This is a genomic window from Pseudomonas sp. B21-056, assembly GCF_026016325.1.
In the GTDB taxonomy this organism is placed as follows: Bacteria; Pseudomonadota; Gammaproteobacteria; order Pseudomonadales; family Pseudomonadaceae; genus Aquipseudomonas.
This window is the reverse complement of sequence record NZ_CP087203.1, coordinates 5,280,663-5,298,636: the sequence shown is the minus strand read 5'-3', so window position 1 is coordinate 5,298,636 and position 17,974 is coordinate 5,280,663. Positions and strand designations below refer to the sequence as shown.

The 17,974-nt window shown below is 61.6% G+C and carries 21 protein-coding genes; 12 read left to right on the top strand and 9 right to left on the bottom strand.

Annotated features, from left to right (window positions below; translation table 11 throughout):
• Positions 1-180: 180 nt before the first annotated feature.
• Complete coding sequence (locus LOY67_RS23000) at positions 181-1,167, bottom strand: NAD(P)/FAD-dependent oxidoreductase (RefSeq protein ID WP_265064580.1); 987 nt, start codon at positions 1,165-1,167, stop codon at positions 181-183.
• Between the two features lie 196 nt (positions 1,168-1,363).
• Here LOY67_RS23000 and LOY67_RS22995 point away from each other — a divergent pair, with 196 nt between their 5' ends.
• A complete protein-coding gene (locus LOY67_RS22995) occupies positions 1,364-2,263 on the top strand; it encodes a TIGR01777 family oxidoreductase (protein WP_265064579.1) in 900 nt (299 codons plus the stop codon).
• 13 nt (positions 2,264-2,276) lie between these two features.
• Entirely contained in the window at positions 2,277-3,302 is a 1,026-nt protein-coding gene (gene hemH, locus LOY67_RS22990) for a ferrochelatase (RefSeq protein WP_265064578.1), read from the top strand.
• A 171-nt stretch (positions 3,303-3,473) separates the two neighbouring features.
• Here the strand turns inward: hemH and LOY67_RS22985 are convergent, their stop codons facing one another.
• Together LOY67_RS22985 and upp are read right to left on the bottom strand one after the other, a co-directional pair.
• On the bottom strand, positions 3,474-4,748 hold the full coding sequence (locus tag LOY67_RS22985; protein ID WP_265064577.1) for a uracil-xanthine permease family protein: 1,275 nt from the start codon (positions 4,746-4,748) through the stop codon (positions 3,474-3,476).
• 2 nt (positions 4,749-4,750) lie between these two features.
• Positions 4,751-5,389 carry a uracil phosphoribosyltransferase gene (gene upp / locus LOY67_RS22980; RefSeq protein WP_265064576.1) on the bottom strand — a complete coding sequence of 213 codons (639 nt, stop codon included), beginning with the start codon at positions 5,387-5,389 and terminating at the stop codon, positions 4,751-4,753.
• A 175-nt stretch (positions 5,390-5,564) separates the two neighbouring features.
• On the opposite strand from upp, the gene LOY67_RS22975 reads away from it, so the two are divergent.
• Together LOY67_RS22975 and LOY67_RS22970 are read left to right on the top strand one after the other, a co-directional pair.
• On the top strand, positions 5,565-6,122 hold the full coding sequence (locus tag LOY67_RS22975; protein ID WP_265064575.1) for a hypoxanthine-guanine phosphoribosyltransferase: 558 nt from the start codon (positions 5,565-5,567) through the stop codon (positions 6,120-6,122).
• Positions 6,123-6,125: 3 nt separating this feature from the next.
• A complete protein-coding gene (locus LOY67_RS22970; RefSeq protein ID WP_265064574.1) occupies positions 6,126-6,599 on the top strand; it encodes a WbuC family cupin fold metalloprotein in 474 nt (157 codons plus the stop codon).
• 184 nt (positions 6,600-6,783) lie between these two features.
• On the opposite strand, the gene dauA is transcribed toward LOY67_RS22970, so the two are convergent.
• Positions 6,784-8,508 carry a C4-dicarboxylic acid transporter DauA gene (dauA, locus tag LOY67_RS22965; RefSeq protein WP_265064573.1) on the bottom strand — a complete coding sequence of 575 codons (1,725 nt, stop codon included), beginning with the start codon at positions 8,506-8,508 and terminating at the stop codon, positions 6,784-6,786.
• 288 nt (positions 8,509-8,796) lie between these two features.
• Between dauA and LOY67_RS22960 the strand changes: the two genes are divergently transcribed.
• The 3 genes from LOY67_RS22960 (at position 8,797) to LOY67_RS22950 (ending at position 10,284) form a co-directional block, all read left to right on the top strand.
• Complete coding sequence (locus LOY67_RS22960; protein WP_265064572.1) at positions 8,797-9,282, top strand: hypothetical protein; 486 nt, start codon at positions 8,797-8,799, stop codon at positions 9,280-9,282.
• 61 nt (positions 9,283-9,343) lie between these two features.
• On the top strand, positions 9,344-9,631 hold the full coding sequence (locus tag LOY67_RS22955) for a PA4642 family protein (protein WP_265064571.1): 288 nt from the start codon (positions 9,344-9,346) through the stop codon (positions 9,629-9,631).
• A 191-nt stretch (positions 9,632-9,822) separates the two neighbouring features.
• The gene (locus LOY67_RS22950) at positions 9,823-10,284 is read left to right on the top strand and encodes a hypothetical protein (protein WP_265064570.1); all 462 of its coding nucleotides are present in this window, start codon (positions 9,823-9,825) and stop codon (positions 10,282-10,284) included.
• A 58-nt stretch (positions 10,285-10,342) separates the two neighbouring features.
• Here the strand turns inward: LOY67_RS22950 and mqo are convergent, their stop codons facing one another.
• Together mqo and LOY67_RS22940 are read right to left on the bottom strand one after the other, a co-directional pair.
• Positions 10,343-11,848 carry a malate dehydrogenase (quinone) gene (mqo, locus tag LOY67_RS22945; RefSeq protein WP_265064569.1) on the bottom strand — a complete coding sequence of 502 codons (1,506 nt, stop codon included), beginning with the start codon at positions 11,846-11,848 and terminating at the stop codon, positions 10,343-10,345.
• A gap of 737 nt (positions 11,849-12,585) precedes the next feature.
• Positions 12,586-12,819 (bottom strand): hypothetical protein, encoded by a 234-nt coding sequence (locus LOY67_RS22940; protein WP_265064568.1) that lies wholly within the window; start codon positions 12,817-12,819, stop codon positions 12,586-12,588.
• Positions 12,820-13,020: 201 nt separating this feature from the next.
• Between LOY67_RS22940 and LOY67_RS22935 the strand changes: the two genes are divergently transcribed.
• Positions 13,021-13,605, top strand: a complete 585-nt coding sequence (locus LOY67_RS22935; RefSeq protein ID WP_047701387.1) for a YajG family lipoprotein — start codon at positions 13,021-13,023, stop codon at positions 13,603-13,605.
• A gap of 133 nt (positions 13,606-13,738) precedes the next feature.
• Here the strand turns inward: LOY67_RS22935 and LOY67_RS22930 are convergent, their stop codons facing one another.
• Complete coding sequence (locus LOY67_RS22930) at positions 13,739-13,945, bottom strand: hypothetical protein (protein WP_041020607.1); 207 nt, start codon at positions 13,943-13,945, stop codon at positions 13,739-13,741.
• 188 nt (positions 13,946-14,133) lie between these two features.
• Between LOY67_RS22930 and LOY67_RS22925 the strand changes: the two genes are divergently transcribed.
• Positions 14,134-14,418: a hypothetical protein gene (locus tag LOY67_RS22925; protein ID WP_265064567.1), complete on the top strand. Its 285-nt coding sequence runs from the start codon at positions 14,134-14,136 to the stop codon at positions 14,416-14,418.
• Positions 14,419-14,618: 200 nt separating this feature from the next.
• On the opposite strand, the gene LOY67_RS22920 is transcribed toward LOY67_RS22925, so the two are convergent.
• Positions 14,619-15,785 (bottom strand): 1-acyl-sn-glycerol-3-phosphate acyltransferase, encoded by a 1,167-nt coding sequence (locus LOY67_RS22920; protein WP_265064566.1) that lies wholly within the window; start codon positions 15,783-15,785, stop codon positions 14,619-14,621.
• Between the two features lie 140 nt (positions 15,786-15,925).
• On the opposite strand from LOY67_RS22920, the gene LOY67_RS22915 reads away from it, so the two are divergent.
• The 3 genes from LOY67_RS22915 to LOY67_RS22905 are packed head-to-tail and all read left to right on the top strand — an operon-like array spanning position 15,926 to position 17,039.
• Positions 15,926-16,108: a CPXCG motif-containing cysteine-rich protein gene (locus LOY67_RS22915; RefSeq protein WP_265064565.1), complete on the top strand. Its 183-nt coding sequence runs from the start codon at positions 15,926-15,928 to the stop codon at positions 16,106-16,108.
• An 11-nt stretch (positions 16,109-16,119) separates the two neighbouring features.
• Positions 16,120-16,380 (top strand): DUF2007 domain-containing protein, encoded by a 261-nt coding sequence (locus tag LOY67_RS22910; protein ID WP_265064564.1) that lies wholly within the window; start codon positions 16,120-16,122, stop codon positions 16,378-16,380.
• A 35-nt stretch (positions 16,381-16,415) separates the two neighbouring features.
• Positions 16,416-17,039 (top strand): SOS response-associated peptidase, encoded by a 624-nt coding sequence (locus LOY67_RS22905; RefSeq protein ID WP_265064563.1) that lies wholly within the window; start codon positions 16,416-16,418, stop codon positions 17,037-17,039.
• A 130-nt stretch (positions 17,040-17,169) separates the two neighbouring features.
• Here LOY67_RS22905 and LOY67_RS28680 read toward each other — a convergent pair whose 3' ends face one another.
• Positions 17,170-17,913, bottom strand: coding sequence for a methyl-accepting chemotaxis protein (locus LOY67_RS28680; protein WP_413776227.1), 744 nt, complete (start codon positions 17,911-17,913; stop codon positions 17,170-17,172).
• Positions 17,914-17,974 lie beyond the last annotated feature (61 nt).

Here is a 17,974-nt window from a genome sequence, read left to right as displayed (position 1 = left end):
CATCGGAACCTCTGATTGCGTAATCTTGTACAGATTATGTTATTTGTACAATTTTAAATATCATAGGTGCGCCGCTGTACAAGTCAATCCGGTTTTGCATGCAGGGGAAGGCAGCTCGCTTTCTTCACGGACAGGCTGCCGTCTCGTTCGACAGCAGCGGGTAGTGCAGGGTGACGCAATCTACTGGAGGCTGGCGTGCAAGCGCCGCGCGGCTTCCTGGCCGCTGAGCCAGGCGCCTTCGACCCGGCCGGACAGGCACCAGTCGCCACACACGTACAAGCCCAGGTCGGCATCGGCCAGGGCGCCCCATTCATGGTTGCCGGCAGGACGGGCGTAGAGCCAGCGATGGGCCACGCTGAAGCTCGGGGCGGGCATGGCGCTGTGCAGCAGTTCGGCGAAGGCGCCGTGCAGATGTTCGATCACCGCTTCCTTGGGCAGGTCGATGTGTTGCCGGCTCCAGTCGCTGGTGGCGTGCAGTACCCAGGTGTCGAGCTTGCTGTCGCGTCCCGGTTTGCTGCGGTTGCGGGCCAGCCAGTCGAGTGGGCTGTCTTGTACGAAGCAACCTTCCATGGGCGTATCCAGCGCCTGCTCGAAGGCCAGGGCCACCGCCCAGGTCGGGTCCATCTTCACGCCGGCCGCCACCCCGGCCAGTTTCGGCACGGCCGCCAGCAGTGCCGTGGCCTGGGGCGCGGGCGTGGCGATGACAACCTGGCCGAAGGGGCCATGGGTGAAGCCTTCCGCGTCCTGCAAGTGCCAGTGTTCCTGGCCGCGGTAGACCTCGGTGATCCGGCAGGAGAATTGCACCTGCAACTTGCCGAGCAAGGCGCGGGTGATGGCGCTCATGCGCGGGGTGCCGACCCAGCGGGTCTGTTCGTCCGGGGAGGGGGTCAGTTGCCCGCCCTGGAAGTTGTAGAGTTGCGGGTTCCACTCCGCGGCCCAGCCGTTGGCCTGCCAACGCTGGACTTCGGTGACGAAGCGGCGATCACGGGCGGTGAAATATTGCGCGCCCATGTCCAGTGTGCCAGCGTCGCTGCGTTTGCTGGACATGCGTCCGCCGCTGCCGTGGCTTTTATCGAAGAGTTGAACGACATGCCCGGCCTCCGTCAGGGCCTGGGCGGCTGAGAGTCCGGCGATGCCGGTGCCGATGATTGCGATGGGTACAGTCATGAGGGCCTCGTTTACCTTTCTGTACAGGCTACGCCGTCGTTTAAACCTGTACAGTTCGGGTTTTTGGTATAAGTTTTACCGTTCGCGTTTGGACAGGTTGACCTATTGTTAAACACAGACCCTGTCCGATACGAAAAATCCCTGCTTATAAAAATAGACTAGTGGGCCGGGTAAAACGCGCTGCGAGGAACATCTCATGCACATATTGCTGACCGGCGGTACTGGTTTGATCGGACGTCAGCTCTGCCGCCTCTGGCTGGAGCAGGGACATCGCCTGACGGTATGGAGTCGCCGCGCCGAAGAGGTGGCGAAGATCTGCGGGACGCAGGTACGGGGAATCGCCAGGCTCGATGAGATCGACGAGCCGGTGGACGCGGTGGTCAATCTCGCGGGAGCGCCGATTGCCGACCGACCCTGGACCCACAAGCGCAAGATGTTGTTATGGAGCAGTCGCGTCACCCTGACCGAGGTTCTGCTGGCGTGGCTGGAGCGCTGCGAGCGCAAACCCGCCGTGTTGATTTCCGGTTCCGCGGTGGGTTGGTACGGCGACGGCGGCGAACGGGAACTGACCGAAGCGTCAGGGCCGGTCAGCGAGGATTTTGCCAGCCAACTGTGCATCGCCTGGGAAGAAACCGCGCAACGGGCCGAGGCCATGGGCATACGCGTGGTACTGGTTCGCACCGGCCTGGTCCTGTCCGCCGAGGGCGGCTTTTTGTCGCGGCTGCTGTTGCCCTTCAAACTGGCGCTGGGCGGGCGTATCGGCAATGGACGGCAATGGATGCCGTGGGTCCACATCGACGATCAAATCGCCCTGATTGATTTTCTTCTGCACCGCGATGACGCCAGCGGTCCTTATAATGCCTGCGCGCCGAACCCGGTGCGTAACCGCGACTTTGCCAAGGCCCTGGGGCACGTGTTGAATCGGCCCGCCGTGATGCCGATGCCGGAGCTGGTATTGAAAATCGCACTGGGGGAACTGTCATTGCTGTTGCTGGGCGGCCAGCGCGCCACGCCGGCCCGATTGCAGGCGGCGGGTTTCACTTTCCGTTTCACGGATTTGCCTGCGGCACTGGACGACTTGTCCGGCCGCTTTTGAAATAGGACGTTGCATGACCGATCACGCGTTGCTTCTGGTGAATCTGGGTTCGCCTGCCTCCACTTCGGTGGCCGATGTGCGCCGCTACCTCAATCAATTCCTGATGGACCCATACGTCATCGACCTGCCATGGCCGGTGCGGCGTTTGCTGGTGTCGCTGATCCTGATCAAGCGCCCCGAGCAATCGGCCCACGCCTACGCCTCGATCTGGTGGGAAGAAGGTTCGCCGCTGGTGGTGCTCAGCCGCCGGCTGCAACAGGCCATGACCGCCCAGTGGACCCAAGGCCCGGTGGAATTGGCGATGCGTTATGGCGAGCCGTCCATTGAATCGGCGCTGGTGCGCCTGGCGAGCCAGGGGCACAAGAAGATCACGCTGGCGCCGTTGTACCCGCAGTTCGCTGACAGCACCGTCACCACCGTGATCGAAGAAGCCAAGCGGGTCGTGCGGGAAAAGAAGCTCAACGTGCAGTTCTCGATTCTCCAGCCGTTCTACGATCAGCCGGAATACCTCGACGCCCTGGTTGCCAGCGCCAGGCCCTATCTGATGCAGGATTACGATCACCTGTTGTTGAGTTTCCACGGCCTGCCGGAACGGCACCTGACCAAGCTCGACCCGACGGGGTTTCATTGCTTCAAGGATGCGGACTGCTGCAAGAACGCGCCGCCGGAGGTCATTGCCACGTGCTACCGCGCCCAGTGCATTCGCACAGCCGAACTGTTCGCTCGGCAGATGGGGCTCAAGGAAGGTCAATGGTCGGTGTCGTTCCAGTCACGACTGGGCCGCGCCAAGTGGATCGAACCCTATACCGAAGCGCGGCTGGAAGAATTGGCCAGAAGCGGGGTCAAGAAGGTGATGGTGATGTGCCCGGCGTTCGTGGCCGATTGCATCGAGACGCTGGAAGAAATCGGTGATCGTGGGCGCGAGCAATTCCGCGAGGCGGGGGGGGAGGAATTGGTGTTGGTGCCGTGCTTGAATGATCAGCCACAGTGGGCCGAGGCGTTGAGCACGTTGTGTGAGCGGGCACCGCTCGCGCTGTAGCATTCGAGGGCCCTATCGCGAGCAGGCTCGCTCCCACAGTGGATCTTTCATCGATCGTTCCCACGCTCTGCGTGGGAAAGCCTCTACGGACGCTCCGCGTTCGGCCTTTGGGGACGCGGAGCATCCCCAGGCTGCGTTCCCACGCGGAGCGTGGGAACGATCAAGCCTCAATCAGATCAGCGGCTCATCCGCCTTCTTCTGCTTCCAACCGTCATTACCCGGCAGCAGCAGGTTCAACCCGATCGCCACCACCGCGCACAGTGCAATGCCCTTGAGGCCGAAGTCATCCGGGCCGGTGCCGGTGCCCACCAGCACACCGCCGATGCCGAACACCAGCGTCACCGAAACGATCACCAGGTTGCGCGCTTCGCCCAGGTCGATCTTGTGACGGATCAGGGTGTTCATGCCCACCGCCGCAATCGAACCGAACAACAGGCACAGAATCCCGCCCATGACCGGTACCGGGATGCTTTGCAGCAGCGCGCCGAACTTGCCGATGAAGGCCAGGGCGATGGCGAAGATCGCCGCCCAGGTCATGATTTTCGGGTTGTAGTTCTTGGTCAGCATCACCGCGCCGGTGACTTCGGCGTAGGTGGTATTGGGCGGGCCGCCGAACAGGCCGGCTGCAGTGGTGGCAATGCCATCGCCGAGCAGGGTGCGATGCAGGCCGGGTTTTTTCAGGTAGTCGCGACCGGTCACGCTGCCCACGGCAATCACACCGCCGATGTGCTCGATGGCCGGCGCCAGGGCCACCGGCACGATGAACAGGATCGCCTGCCAATTGAACGCCGGTGCGGTGAAGGCCGGCAGGGCGAACCATGGGGCGGCGGCGATTTTGGCGGTGTCCACCACGCCGAAGAAAAACGCCATGGCAAAACCCACCAGCACGCCGGAAATGATCGGTACCAGGCGGAAGATGCCTCTGCCGAACACTGCGACCATCAGCGTGGTGAGCAAGGCCGGCATGGAGATCATCATCGCGGTCTGGTAGTGAATCAGCTCGGTGCCGTCGCCGGCCTTGCCCATCGCCATGTTCGCGGCAATCGGCGCCATCGCCAGGCCGATGGAAATGATCACCGGGCCAATCACCACCGGCGGCAGCAGCCGGTCGATGAAACCGGTGCCCTTGATCTTCACGGCCAGGCCCAGGAAGGTGTAGACGAAACCCGCCGCCATCACGCCGCCCATGGTCGCCGCGAGGCCGAACTGGCCCTTGGCGAGAATGATCGGGGTAATGAAGGCAAAGCTCGACGCCAGGAACACCGGCACCTGCCGGCCGGTGACGATCTGGAACAGGATCGTCCCCAGACCCGCGGTAAACAGCGCGACGTTCGGGTCCAGCCCGGTGATCAGCGGCATCAGCACCAGCGCGCCGAAAGCGACGAACAGCATCTGCGCGCCGGACAGCACCTGGCGCCAGAGCGGATCGTTGAACTCGTCCTGCATGCTCAGGCGTCCTTCTGCTTGGTGCCGAAGATCTTGTCGCCGGCATCGCCCAGGCCCGGGATGATGTAGCCGTGCTCGTTGAGTTTCTGGTCGATGGAAGCGGTATAGATGGTCACGTCCGGGTGAGCGTCCTGCACGGCCTTGATGCCTTCGGGCGCGGCAACCAGGACCATGGCGCGGATGTCGCGGCAACCGGCTTTTTTCAGCAGGTCGATGGTGGCGACCATGGAACCGCCGGTGGCGAGCATCGGGTCGATGATCATGGCCAGGCGCTCGTCGATTTCCGGCACCAGTTTTTCCAGGTAGGTGTGGGCCTGCAACGTTTCTTCGTTGCGCGCCACGCCCACGGCGCTGACCTTGGCACCCGGGATCAGGCTGAGCACGCCTTCGAGCATGCCGATGCCGGCGCGCAGGATCGGCACCACGGTGATCTTCTTGCCGGCGATTTTCTCGACCTGGACCTTGCCGGCCCAACCGTCGATGTCATAGGACTCCAGCGGCAGGTCCTTGGTGGCTTCGTAGGTGAGCAGGGCACCGACTTCCTGAGCGAGTTCGCGGAAGTTCTTCGTGCTGATATCGGCGCGGCGCATCAGGCCGAGTTTGTGTCTGATCAGCGGATGGCGGATCTCGAGGATGGGCATGGGGAAGGCTCCGGCGGCGGGCAAAAAAACCGGGCTAGATTAATCTATCCCGAAGGCTTGTCCTATAGACAATACAGAACGTTAGTCCACAAACCCTTGATCTGGCCGGACGGGATGCGTACCTTTGCCCGCTTTTCCGAACCTGTCCTTCCCCTCAACCTCCCTGGAGAGCGCCATGTCCGCTGATCTCGAGCATATCCGTCAAATCATGGCAGAGGCTGATTGCCTGTACACCGAAGCCGAAGTCGAAGCGGCCATCGCCCGTGTCGGTGCGCAAATCAACGAGCAACTGGCTGATTCCAACCCGGTGGTGTTCTGTGTCATGAACGGCGGGTTGATCTTCTCCGGCAAGCTGCTGACCTACCTGAACTTCCCGTTGGAAGCGTCCTACCTGCACGCCACCCGTTATCGCAACGAAACCAGCGGTGGCGACCTGTTCTGGAAAGCCAAGCCGGAAGTCTCGTTCATCGACCGCGACGTGCTGATCATCGACGACATCCTCGACGAGGGGCACACCCTTGGCGCGATCATCGACTTCTGCCGGCACGCCGGCGCCCGTGCCGTGCACACCGCCGTGCTGATCGACAAGGACCACGACCGCAAGGCCCGTCCCGACCTGAAAGCCGATTTCGTCGGCCTGCCGTGCATCGACCGCTACATCTTCGGCTATGGCATGGACTACAAGGGTTACTGGCGCAACGCCAACGGTATTTTCGCCGTCAAGGGCATGTAATCGATGAGTCGGCCGAGTTTTCTGGATCAAGCGTTGTTTGACGAATTGGCCGAGAAGGCTACGGCCAGTCCTCGTGGGCGGCAGCACCACAACTTCCATCAGATGGACGAACCCTGCCATCGCATGGCGGTGGGGTTGCAGCCTTGCACTTATATCCCGCCTCACCGGCATTTGAGCGCCGACAAGGCAGAAACCCTGCTGGTGCTCAGGGGACGTCTCGGTGTGTTGATCTTCGATGAGGCCGGTAGGGTGGTGGACAAGCGCATCCTGCAGGCCGGTGGCGATTGCCTCGGTGTCGACCTGCCGGCCGGGGTGTATCACGGCCTGGTGGTGCTGGAAGCCGACAGCTTGATGTTCGAATGCAAGGCCGGCCCTTACCGACCGGTGGGGGACGGTGAACTGGCCCACTGGGCGCCCCGGGAAGGAGAGGCGGGTGTTGCTGAGTACCATGCCTGGATGCGTGCGCAGTTCGATTGAGTCCTGTTTGGCGCGAGAGCAGCGTGAACCTGTGGCGAGGGGATTTAGCGAAACGTCGCACCGCCCCGCTGGGCTGCGAAGCAGCCAAAAAAATTTCAGGACATGATTTTTGTCTGACACACCGAGTGTTCAGGTTTCAGCGCCGCTTCGCGCCCCAGCGGGGATAAATCCCCTCGCCACAGGGTCAGGCAGGGCCGGCCTTAAGCCAATGCTCACTCTTGATCCGTGCCTGCTCCAACGTCTGCACATAGGCCAGTTGGCGCTGCTCGCGATGAATGCCGGCGCGGCGCAGCTTCAGGCGCACTCGCGGCGCAGTCGCTACCAGGATCAGGCCGATGCCGTGCCTGCGGTAGTCCTTCAGGATATTTTCAAACGCCGCCAGTGCGGTCATGTCCAGCATCGGCACGGCACTCATTTCCACCACCACGACGCGGACTCCCGGATCGAACCTGCGCAACACATCCAGGGCCTTTTCTGCCGCACCGAAGAATAGTGGGCCGCGAATGGCGTAGCAGCGCACATGCGCGGGCATGTCCAGCAAGGCTTGATGAAAGTGCCGCGGCAGTTCGGCGCTGTCGGTCAACTCGCTCATGCGTTTGATGAACAGCCCGGCTGCCAGCAGCAGGCCGACGGAGACGGCCAGAACCATGTCGAACAGCACCGTCAGGCCCAGGCAGGTCAGCAGTACCAACACGTCGCTGCGCGGGGCGATGCGCAAGGTGTGCAGCACATGCCCGGCTTCACTCATGTTCCAGGCGACCATCACCAGCAGCGCCGCCAGCGCGGCCATGGGCAGATAGCTGAACAGCGGTGCCAACAGCACAATCGCCGCCAGCACCACCAGGCTGTGGATGATTGACGCCAAAGGCGAAGACGCACCGCTGCGCACGTTGGTGGCGCTGCGGGCAATCGCGGCGGTGGCAGTGATGCCGCCGAACAGTGGCGCCACCAGGTTGCCCAGGCCCTGGCCCATCAACTCGGCGTTGGGATCGTGCTTGCTGCCGGTCATGCCGTCTGCTACCACGGCGCATAACAGCGATTCGATGGCGCCGAGCATGGCGATGGCGAAGGCGGGTGCCAACAATTGGCGGATCAGGTCGTAGGACAGCGTCAACGGACGACCTTGGCCGTCAGGCAGATTCCAGGGCCAGTCGAAGCGCGGCAGGAACGGTGGAATACCTGGGTGATTGATGCCATCGACGACGTAACTGAAGCGTTCCCCCAGTGTCGCCACCGACCACCCGCCGCGTTCCAGCACCAGCCCCAGCAATGCTCCGACCAGCAGGGCAACCAGGTGGCCTGGCACCCGCGGTACCCAGCGCGGCCAGACGATCAAGACCGCCAGGCACACGGCACCGATGAGGCTGTCACCGAGATGGGCGCCCGGCAATGCCACGATCAACTCGCCCAGTTGTTCGATGTAGTGCCGGGCCTGACCGGCAGTCGTCAGGCCCAGCAGGTCCTTCAGTTGCAGGGTGGCGATGACCACGCCGATACCTGCGGTGAAACCGAGGATAACGGGATAGGGGATGTACTGGATCAACCGCCCGGCGCGCATCAGCCCCAGAGCGATCAGGATCAGCCCGGCCAGCATCGTGCACAACAGCAGGCCACCCAGCCCGTATTGCTGGGTGATGGGCAGCAGGATCACCACGAAGGCCGCCGTCGGCCCACTCACGTTGAAACGCGAGCCGCCGGTCAGGGCGATCAGCGGTGCGGCCACCAGCACCGTATACAAGCCGTGCTGCGGAGGTACGCCCACCGCGATTGCCAGGGCCATGGCCAGGGGGATGGCGATGATCCCGACCGTCAGCCCGGCCACCAGGTCACCGCGCAGGCGCTCGAGGGTGTAGCCGGCGCGCCAGGACTGGCGCCAGGCGGCGAATAGCGGTGGGGCGGAGAAGGACATAGGCACTCCACAAGAAGAACGGGCAAAGACACCGGACCTGCCGGGCACCAATCCCTGTGGCGAGGGAGCTTGCTCCCGCTGGGCTGCGTAGCAGCCCCTGGCTGTTTTTGCGATTGCTGCGCAATCGAACGGGAGCAAGCTCCCTCGCCACAAAGGCATTGCCACTGATTTCAGGGTGATGGCCCTTTGAGTATGCCTCTAGCGGCATCCTGCCGTATTGACCCGGATCGTTTATTTTTACCGGCCATGCTCATGCTAGAGTGCCGGGCCAAGATCCCGGAGCCTGTCATGACTGTATCGATCCGCCGCCGCGCCGCCCTGTTTCTGATTTCCAGCCTGCCGCTGGTGGCCGTTGCCGCGCCGATGCACAGCCAGTTCCTGCCACCCGATGACCTGACGGTACGCCAGGAGCAGCCCGAACAGCAGCAGTTGCTGCAAGTCACCGAGTACTCGGTGGTACTGGGCAACCAGCGTCAGTCCAACCAGCAGCCAATACCGGTGACTTCGCCGCTGCTGGTGCGCCTCAAGGGCAAGCCATTGAACAAGGGCGCCACCATCAACCAGGTGATTCTCAACTTCGATGGCGAAAGCAAGAGCCTGAAAAAACCGCTGTTCGACGAGGCGAGCAAGACCCTGACCCTGTCTTATCCACAGGCGCATTATCGGGCGGTCATCGATCTGCTGCGCAACGATACGGTGTATGTGCAGTTCCTCAGCTACGCCAACGGCCACGTCTGGGCCGACCTGCATACCGGGGCGGTACGCCCGCGTTGAGCCGCGGGGCCTGCCGGGGGTAAACTGCCCGCCCCGTGAACTGTGCGAGTTGGAGCCGGCAATGCGTAAAGACAAGAAACAAGTGATTGGTGACGAGATTGGCGATGAACAGATCAAGCTGTTCCTCGATTTCGAACCGGCCGATGCCACCTCGCCGTCGCTGCACAAACTGATCAAGGGCTACCGTGGCCTGCGGGTCGATGATTTCGAGCGCTTCCTGACGTTCTTCGTCGAAGCCGGCCATGACCTCAATGGCAAGGACGAGCACGGTAACGATTTCGTTGCGTTGATCCAGGACCAGCGTAATGCCGAGGAATATATCGAGCTGTTCAACAAGGCGCGCGGCTGAGCGCGTTAGAACGGATTAACGCCTTTCGGGGCGTCTGATCGTTATTTCCTAGTTGTCAGAATTATCTTTTTAAGAAGCGTCCGAAAGGTTATGTCACCATTCGGACTGTTCTGTTTTGGTTTGATTTCCATTACGTTTGCGTTGAGATCAGTTGATTTCAATTCAATCGTTTAAATGGAGTTGTACTCATCATGGAAGATAAAGGCAAATGCATCGCTGGGGCGCTGTTGGTCTTGCTCGGCTGCCTGGAAAGTTCGGTTTCCAATGCGTTCGATGAGATCGTCAATGTGGAAATATTCAACGGGACGTCGGCAGTGATTGTCCCCGGCAGCGATTTCACCTGGACCCAGTCCCCGGCCAATGCGGGCCACAGCTTTGCGCTAAACCCTGGCGAGAGCCAGGAACTGACCTATTACCTGCCCCAATCGCGCGCCGAGCGGGAATCTTTTACCTACACTCAAGATGGCCGGAAGTGCCATTTCAGTTTCGGGCACATCGCTAAAGCGCCGGTGAGTGATGAGCAGACAATGCCTTATCGTCGCTGGGTGGATGCACAACCCGAGGGTTTCTGTGTCGCAGAGTTGTTTGAAGTGGATGACGACGATGATTACGTTCGTCATGGCGGTACACGTATCAAGTTCAGCATGAAGTAAGCGCGGAAAATAAAAAGCCTCCATCAGTTGGAGGCTTTTTATTTATAACAAGGCAGTATCAGGCGTAACTTTCAGCCTTGCTGTCTTCAACCAATCCCAGCGCGATGTTGTTCTGCGCGTTGATCTTGTGATACAGCGCCGCGTCGGTTTCCAGCACTTTTTCCCGGGCCGGGAAGATTTCCGCGAGCTTGGCGGCCCACTCACCCTTGGCCTTGTCCGGGAAGCAGCGCTCGATCAGGTCCAGCATGATCGAAACGGTCACCGAAGCGCCTGGCGATGCGCCGAGCAGGGCGGCGAGGCTGCCGTCCTTGGCGGCCACCAGTTCGGTACCGAACTGCAGGACGCCACCTTTCTTCGGGTCTTTCTTGATGATCTGCACCCGCTGGCCGGCCACTTCCAGGCGCCAGTCCTCGGCTTTCGCCTCGGGGTAGAAGCGACGCAGGGATTCCAGGCGCTGCTCCATGGACTGCATCACTTCGCTGATCAGGTACTTGGTCAGGTCCATGTTGTCCCGGGCTACCGCCAGCATCGGGCCGATGTTGCCGGCGCGTACCGACAGCGGCAGGTCCATGATCGAGCCGTGCTTGAGGAACTTGGTGGTGAAGCCGGCGTAGGGTCCGAACAGCAGGGATTTCTTGCCATCGACCACGCGGGTGTCCAGGTGCGGCACCGACATCGGCGGCGAGCCCACCGCGGCCTGGCTGTAGACCTTGGCTTGGTGATGCTTGACCACTTCCGGATTGTCGCAACGCAGCCACTGGCCACTGACCGGGAAGCCGCCGAAGCCCTTGCTTTCCTCTATGCCCGAGGCTTGCAGCAGCGGCAACGCCGCGCCACCGGCACCCAGGAAGACGAACTTGGCATCGACATCGCGGTTGCTGCCGGAATTGACGTCCTTGATGCTCACGGTCCAGCCGCTGCCGTTGCGCTTGAGGCCGGTGACGCGCTTGCAGTACTTGACCTGGGTGTCGGGGGCGCTGGTCAAGTGCTTGAGCAGTTGGTTGGTCAGGGCGCCGAAGTTGACGTCGGTACCGTTCATGACGCGGGTGGCGGCGATGACTTCGTCGGCCGGACGGCCCGGCATCATCAGCGGCATCCACTCGGCCATCTGGCCTTTGTTTTCGGTGTATTCCATGTCGGCGAAGGCGTGATGCTGGCTCAGCAGTTCGAAGCGCTTCTTCAGGAACGACACGCCTTTTTCGCCTTGCACGAAGCTCAGGTGCGGCACCGGGGCGATGAAGGACTTGGAGGAGCCGAACGTGCTTTTTCTGGTCAGATACGTCCAGAACTGCTTCGACACCTCGAACTGGGTGTTGATGTGCACGGCTTTCTTGATGTCGACACTGCCATCGGCGGCCTGGGGCGTGTAGTTCAGCTCACACAGCCCGGCGTGGCCGGTACCGGCGTTGTTCCAGGGGTTGGAACTCTCCGCGGCACCGGAATCCATCAGCTCGACGACTTCCAGCGAGATCGCGGGGTCGAGCTCCTTGAGCAGCACGGCCAGGGTGGCACTCATGATGCCGGCCCCTACCAGAACTACATCGACTGCTTCGTTATGCGCCATTTAACGCGTCTCCAAAATCTGCAGCACCAAATTGTCGGCATAGCGGCCAGGAGTGACGGGGCAGGTCGGTTGCGCCCCAGGTACCCATGGCCAGGATCGCCATGTCCGAATCTTCGCAATTTTTTGCAACTGCTACGGATGCATGCAGCCTGGCCTCAAGAGTCACATGAACTCATTTAAGCGCCGGGCGGGCAATTCGACTTATGGCCGAGACATCCGTTCGTGCAACCAAATCCGTAGCGGACAGGCTTCAGGCGCCGGTTCTTGAGCGATATCCGGTCCTGTGTCGTTGGGCTGTTCCAGACGCCAATGGTGCTTGTTCAGACGCAAAACTCTTCATTTGCTCGCCACACTCTTGTGAAGTTGTGAAAACCCGTTTTTTCACGCTCTTTTGAAGACGTGAACCTCAAAAAAGGGCTGTCCCAGCCAGGCACCGTGTCCGGATTGTTTGCCCCCATGCAATACATGACAGGCAAAACGGGCAGACAGCTCAGTGACCGAGCGTAATGACAGCTCTGCAGATTCGCGAAAAGTGGTGATTTTGCCCGGAAACAGTGGGCGCGCCAGCTTCACTCGATCTGTGTGGGCGGCTCTCTGTGGGCGATGCGGGTTGCCAATACAAGCGCATCAGCGGTGTTGCGAGGCCCGATCAGGAGACGTCCTTATAATCGGGGGGAGATTGTAACGAAGAAACGCAGGGAAATGGTCGTGTTTAATGACTTTTATTAGCCGTTCGGTCAGATGGCCAACAACTGACGGCTGCGCGCGCGACAGCGAAGCGGCTGTACGCGGGCGCTGGCGGGCAAAGGCTGGTGCAGCCAGTTGAGACGGATTTCTTCGATTTCCACCCAGCCTTCGCCCATGGGTTGCAGGCTGCATTGCTTGAACGCCTGGCAGTGACCGTTGCGATCCAGCAGAGCAAAGCAGCGGTGCTGTGGGCGCGGGGTGAACAGGGAGATGAGCAGGCGCATGGTCGGATTTCCGTGTCGGGGAAGTTATGAACAGCCTGACAGCGAGCCATGACATGCCGGTGTAAGGACCGTGACAAAGGGGTGACAGGAACCGGTATGGGCGGCACATGTCAGAAATTTCAGTATTCATTCGGCTGGTTCGCCGCGATGGCGCACCGCTATACTGCGGGTCTGTCAGTGCCCGATTCTGGAGAGAAGAGCATGTTGCAACGCCTGTTGTTCGGTTTGATCGCTGTGACCAGTCTGACCCTTGTCGGCTGCGCCCACAGCCCGCAACAACTTAACCCGGAACCCAAGCTCAACGCCCAGCTAGCGCCTGTGGGTCATGGCCAGCCGGTGGTGGTGCGGGTGGTGGACGGTCGTCCGTCGCCGACGCTCGGCACCCGTGGCGGGCTGTATCCGGAAACCAGCGTGATCACGGTGCAGGGCGCGCAGATCCTGCCCAAGCTGCAGGCCCAGGCTGAAGCCGCAGTGCGTTTGCTGGGTTTCACCCCTACCGCGAACGCGATGAATGCACCGCAACTGACCGTGACCCTGGCCGAACTCAAGTACCAATCGCCTAAGGAAGGCATGTACGTGACCGAAGCCACCATCGGCGCGACTTTCCGCTCCGACGTGCAGAACGCCAATCGCCGCTACAGCGGTCGTTATGGTGCTTCGCTGGACCAGCGTTTCGGCATGGCGCCTAACCAGGACACCAATACCAAGCTGGTCAGCGATGTGTTGAGCGACGCCCTGACCCGGCTGTTCAAGGACCCGACCATAGGTCAGGTGCTGGCTGAGTAAACTCCGCACTGGACGGACCCCACCTGTGGGAGCGAGCCTGCTCGCGATGGCGGTTTATCAGTCACATTGATTTCAAATGTGACACCGCTATCGCGAGCAGGCTCGCTCCCACAGGTTTTTTTTGCGCGTTTTTTCATGCGGCCTGTGAATACAGCTCCAGCACACTGATGCCGGTCAGCAGATCAGTCTCCGGCAGGTCGGCATGTTGATGGCCACCGAGGGCGCAATACACCAGCCAATGTGGGTCCTGTACGTTGAAGGACAGGCTGCCGACGAGGTTCTGCTGTTCGTCGCTCGGTGTGATGAGGTAGAGGCGATCCTGGTTCTCGGCGTGGAGCATGACGGGGTCCGTGCGGGTTTGAAGGGCGACAGGGTGGCCTATCCAGATGACGAAACCGTGACGGGGGAAATTAATCTGTAGCCCAGGCCTTGCTCCCACAGGTCGGAAAAAAACGCTCGGGGCGGCAGGCTTTCGGTAGAATCCGCGCCCTGTTCGAAGGTCCCGCCTGTTTTCCCTTGAGGTTTGTGATGTCGCTGCATCTGCTTTCGTTGTTCGCCGCCCACCCCGCCAAACTGATCAACCTGCTCGCGCTGCTGTTTGCCTGCCCGGGCGGCTGGGTACTGCATGCGACGCGCCGCCGTGAGCAACGAGCCCGAGCCTGCCTGCAAACGCGCAGCGGCAATGGCGAGGAACGCTTCGAAGCGCTGCTGGGCCTGGCGACCCAGCGCATGAACCGGTTCTTCTACCGGTTCGGCTTCGGCTGCCTGGCGCTGGCGTTGCTGGTGTCGTGGATCAGTACGCAGATCAGTTGAGATGACCTGTAGCAAAGTTGCTTGTGTGGCGAGGGGATTTAGCGAAACGTCGCACCGCCCCGCTGGGCTGCGAAGCAGCCCTAAAACCTGCCAACCGGGTGGGTCAGACAGATTGAGTCGATAGCGATAGGGCCGCTTTGCAGCCCAGCGGGGCGGTGCGACGTTTCGCTAAATCCCCTCGCCACAGGCCCTGCGTCGCGTTACAACGCCAACCCTGCCTTGACCCGATACTGATTACGCACCGGCGTCGCATATTGCAGGACCAGGAACGGCCGGTGTTCCGCCGGGCAGGCATCGAGCCGGCGTTGCCATTCTTCCTCGGCCTTGGCCAGTTCATCGGCACCGAATACCTCGGCCGCCTTCGGAACCTGCAATTGCGGATCGGCGTCGGCCCACTGGGCGTAAGCCAGGTAATGCACCGGGAACAGCCGATAACCGCCGAGAATCTGCCGATCCATCTCCTGGGCCAACTGCTTGGTGTCCTCGAATAGCTCGGTGATCGGCGCGGCAAAGTTCACGTGCACCCGGCCCTTGTAGCCGGTGATGCCCTTGGCGATGCTCACGTCATCTTCGCCCGGAGCCTTGGCGTAGGTGCCGGTGGTGGCGCGGATGTACAGCTCGCGGGCCTTGGCCTGGTCGCACGGGTCGTATTCGTAGCTGATCGACACCGGCGTGAGGTTCAGCGACTGGATAACCTCGCCGAACGGCTCGTCCTTGCGGCTCATGTGGAACATCTTGAGGATCGCCGATTCGGTACGGTCGTCGCCGTCCTTGGCCCGGCCCTCGGCCTGGGCGATCCAGATCGAGGCGCAGTCATTGCGAATCGAATGGTTGATGTACGCCGACAGCAACTGATACGCCGCCATCTTCTCCCGCCGCCCGGTAATGGAGCGGTGCACGATGAAGCTTTTGTTCAAGCGCATCAGGTCGCTGACAAAAGGTTTTTGCAGCAGGTTGTCGCCAATGGCGATGCGCGGGGTCGGCAGGCCGGCGTGGTACACCGCATAGTTGACGAAGGCCGGGTCCATCACGATGTCGCGGTGGTTGGCGATGAACAGGTACGCGCTGCCGGACTTGAACTGCTCCACCCCTGTATAGGTCACGCCGTCGGTGGCGCGCTCGATGGTGTGGTCGACGTAGAACTCCACTTTGTCCTGCAAAGTGGCGACCGACGTCACACCGGCGAACTCACGGCGCAATCTTTGCGCTATAAGAGGTTTGAGCATCCAGCCGAAGGCGCCGGCCAGGCGCGGGAAGCGGAAGTGGGTGAGGATATCTAGAAACGCCTTGTCGCCGAGCAGCCGGGCCAGCACCGCTGGGACTTCGCTGTCGTCGTAAGGTCGGATGGCATCGAATTCGCCCATCATGCTCTCTTGTTGGAAACGGCTAGGGTAAGTTAAAGGTTCGCTCGAAAAAACGACGGGGCACGGCCTGGAAAACAAGCCAGACGAAAATAGCCCTGCAAATAGACCGGCGATTATACGCACAAGTCACCTGGGAGACCGCGATGCTGGAAGCCGCTCATTATGATTGTCCCTATTGTGGTGAAGAGGTCGAGACGACCGTGGATCTGTCGGGGGGTGACCAGGAGTATGTTGAGGACTGTCAGGTGTGTTGCCGACCGATCAAATTCAGGTTGCAAGTGCATGACGAAGACTGGTTTCTCGAGGTCTTTAGCGAAAACGATTGATGGGGGCGCCCATGCAACGAATCTACGAGCTGGAAAACCTGATGGAGGGCGAGCTGCTGCAAGGCATGCTCGCCAGCGAGGGCATCACGGCGCATCTGGTCGGGCGTGACCTGGTAGGCGGGGCGGGCGAACTGCCGATGCAGGGCTTGCTGGGGCTGGCGGTGGAGGACGACCGGGCGCAATACGCCCGGGAGCTGATCGTTGCGTACAATGCCGCGCTACCGGTACCCGGTGATGAGCCGGAGAGTTATCCCGGCACGCTGGTCTGTTAGGCTGGCGGTCGTTTGATCAAGAGTTGTGTTGCCCCATGTGTGGACGTTATGCCCTGTTTCGCTGGAACCCCGCTTTCGCGGCCTTGCCCGGTTTTCCTGCCGACCAGAAGGCCCAATGGAATATTTCGCCCAACGATTCGGTGCTGATGCTGCGTGCCGGCGCCGACGGGCAGCGAGAGCTGGCCCGGGCGCGCTGGGGCCTGACGCCTGCCTGGCTGACCGATCTGTCCCGCACTCCGGCCCATGCCAGGGCCGAAACCGTGGCCGAGCAGCCGATGTTCCGCGAGGCCCTGCGCCTGCGTCGTTGCCTGCTGCCGGCCAACGGCTTTTACGAATGGCGCGGCGGCACCCGCAAGCGCCCCTACTGGCTGACGCCGGGAGAGGGTTCGTCGTTGTTTTTTGCCGCGATCTGGGAAGCGTATCCGGTGCAGGAACAGGTGTGGTTGAGCACCGCAGTCATCACCCAGCCGGCGGCGGGGCAGCGCCGGCCGTTGATCCTGGACGAAGAGGGCCAACGCCTGTGGCTCGACCCCGAAACGCCGCTGCACACCTTGCAAGGGCTGCTGGCAAGCGAACCGGCGCAACTGCGTGAGCGGGTGCTGGCCAACATGGTCAACGATCCCAAGCTCAATGGGCCGGAGTGCCTGACTCCGGCTTGAGGTCCGTGGTGCTTTTACTGCCGCCATCGCGAGCAGGCTCGCTCCCACAAGGGGCTGCGGGTGTTCACAAAAGGTGTGTCCACCGCAATGACCCTGTGGAAGCGAGCCTGCTCGCGATAGCGGTTTTGGATCAAACCCTGAACTGATTGATCAACCGCCGCTGCTGCTCCGCCAGTTTGGTCAGGCCGGCACTGGCCGCGCTGGACTCATCCGCGCCGCCCGCCACTTCGTTCGCCACTTGCCCGATGTTGATGACGTTGCGGTTGATGTCATCGGCCACGGCGCTTTGTTCCTCGGCGGCGCTGGCGATCTGGGTGTTCATGTCATTGATCACCGACACGGCCTGGGTAATGGTTTCCAAGGCCTGGGCCGCTTTCGCCGCGTGCTGCACGCTTTCATCGGTGCGGTGCTGGCTGTCCTCCATCACCCGCACCACATCCCGGGTGCCTTGTTGCAGCTGTTGGATCATCGACTGGATTTCTTCCGTGGCCTGCTGCGTCTTTTGCGCCAGGTTGCGCACTTCATCGGCCACCACCGCGAAACCACGGCCCTGTTCACCGGCCCGGGCGGCTTCGATGGCCGCGTTGAGGGCCAGCAGGTTGGTCTGTTCGGCGATGCCGCGGATGGCCGTGAGAATCGCGTTGATGTTCTCGCTGTCCTTGGCCAGGGTCTGCACCACGCCCACCGCCTTGCCGATCTCCACGGCCAGGACGCCGATGGCTGTCGAAGTATCCCGCACGATCCGCATGCCCTGGCTGGCGGCCTGGTCGGCGTGACTGGCCGCCTGGGCGGCCTGGGTCGCGTTGCGGGCCACGTCCTGGGCCGTAGCGGTCATTTCTTGCACGGCAGTGGCGACCTGATCGATCTCCGACATTTGCTTGTGCACGCCCTGGTTGGTGCGGATCGCGATATCGGCGGTGTGCTCCGATGAGTCG

Bases quoted from the DNA above. Each gene is read 5' to 3' on its own strand.
- LOY67_RS23000 (WP_265064580.1), bottom strand. From the start codon at position 1,167: ATGACTGTACCCATCGCAATCATCGGCACCGGCATCGCCGGACTCTCA.
- LOY67_RS22995 (WP_265064579.1), top strand. From the start codon at position 1,364: ATGCACATATTGCTGACCGGCGGTACTGGTTTGATCGGACGTCAGCTC.
- hemH (WP_265064578.1), top strand. From the start codon at position 2,277: ATGACCGATCACGCGTTGCTTCTGGTGAATCTGGGTTCGCCTGCCTCC.
- LOY67_RS22985 (WP_265064577.1), bottom strand. From the start codon at position 4,748: ATGCAGGACGAGTTCAACGATCCGCTCTGGCGCCAGGTGCTGTCCGGC.
- upp (WP_265064576.1), bottom strand. From the start codon at position 5,389: ATGCCCATCCTCGAGATCCGCCATCCGCTGATCAGACACAAACTCGGC.
- LOY67_RS22975 (WP_265064575.1), top strand. From the start codon at position 5,565: ATGTCCGCTGATCTCGAGCATATCCGTCAAATCATGGCAGAGGCTGAT.
- LOY67_RS22970 (WP_265064574.1), top strand. From the start codon at position 6,126: ATGAGTCGGCCGAGTTTTCTGGATCAAGCGTTGTTTGACGAATTGGCC.
- dauA (WP_265064573.1), bottom strand. From the start codon at position 8,508: ATGTCCTTCTCCGCCCCACCGCTATTCGCCGCCTGGCGCCAGTCCTGG.
- LOY67_RS22960 (WP_265064572.1), top strand. From the start codon at position 8,797: ATGACTGTATCGATCCGCCGCCGCGCCGCCCTGTTTCTGATTTCCAGC.
- LOY67_RS22955 (WP_265064571.1), top strand. From the start codon at position 9,344: ATGCGTAAAGACAAGAAACAAGTGATTGGTGACGAGATTGGCGATGAA.
- LOY67_RS22950 (WP_265064570.1), top strand. From the start codon at position 9,823: ATGGAAGATAAAGGCAAATGCATCGCTGGGGCGCTGTTGGTCTTGCTC.
- mqo (WP_265064569.1), bottom strand. From the start codon at position 11,848: ATGGCGCATAACGAAGCAGTCGATGTAGTTCTGGTAGGGGCCGGCATC.
- LOY67_RS22940 (WP_265064568.1), bottom strand. From the start codon at position 12,819: ATGCGCCTGCTCATCTCCCTGTTCACCCCGCGCCCACAGCACCGCTGC.
- LOY67_RS22935 (WP_047701387.1), top strand. From the start codon at position 13,021: ATGTTGCAACGCCTGTTGTTCGGTTTGATCGCTGTGACCAGTCTGACC.
- LOY67_RS22930 (WP_041020607.1), bottom strand. From the start codon at position 13,945: ATGCTCCACGCCGAGAACCAGGATCGCCTCTACCTCATCACACCGAGC.
- LOY67_RS22925 (WP_265064567.1), top strand. From the start codon at position 14,134: ATGTCGCTGCATCTGCTTTCGTTGTTCGCCGCCCACCCCGCCAAACTG.
- LOY67_RS22920 (WP_265064566.1), bottom strand. From the start codon at position 15,785: ATGATGGGCGAATTCGATGCCATCCGACCTTACGACGACAGCGAAGTC.
- LOY67_RS22915 (WP_265064565.1), top strand. From the start codon at position 15,926: ATGCTGGAAGCCGCTCATTATGATTGTCCCTATTGTGGTGAAGAGGTC.
- LOY67_RS22910 (WP_265064564.1), top strand. From the start codon at position 16,120: ATGCAACGAATCTACGAGCTGGAAAACCTGATGGAGGGCGAGCTGCTG.
- LOY67_RS22905 (WP_265064563.1), top strand. From the start codon at position 16,416: ATGTGTGGACGTTATGCCCTGTTTCGCTGGAACCCCGCTTTCGCGGCC.
- LOY67_RS28680 (WP_413776227.1), bottom strand. From the start codon at position 17,913: ATGTCGGAGATCGATCAGGTCGCCACTGCCGTGCAAGAAATGACCGCT.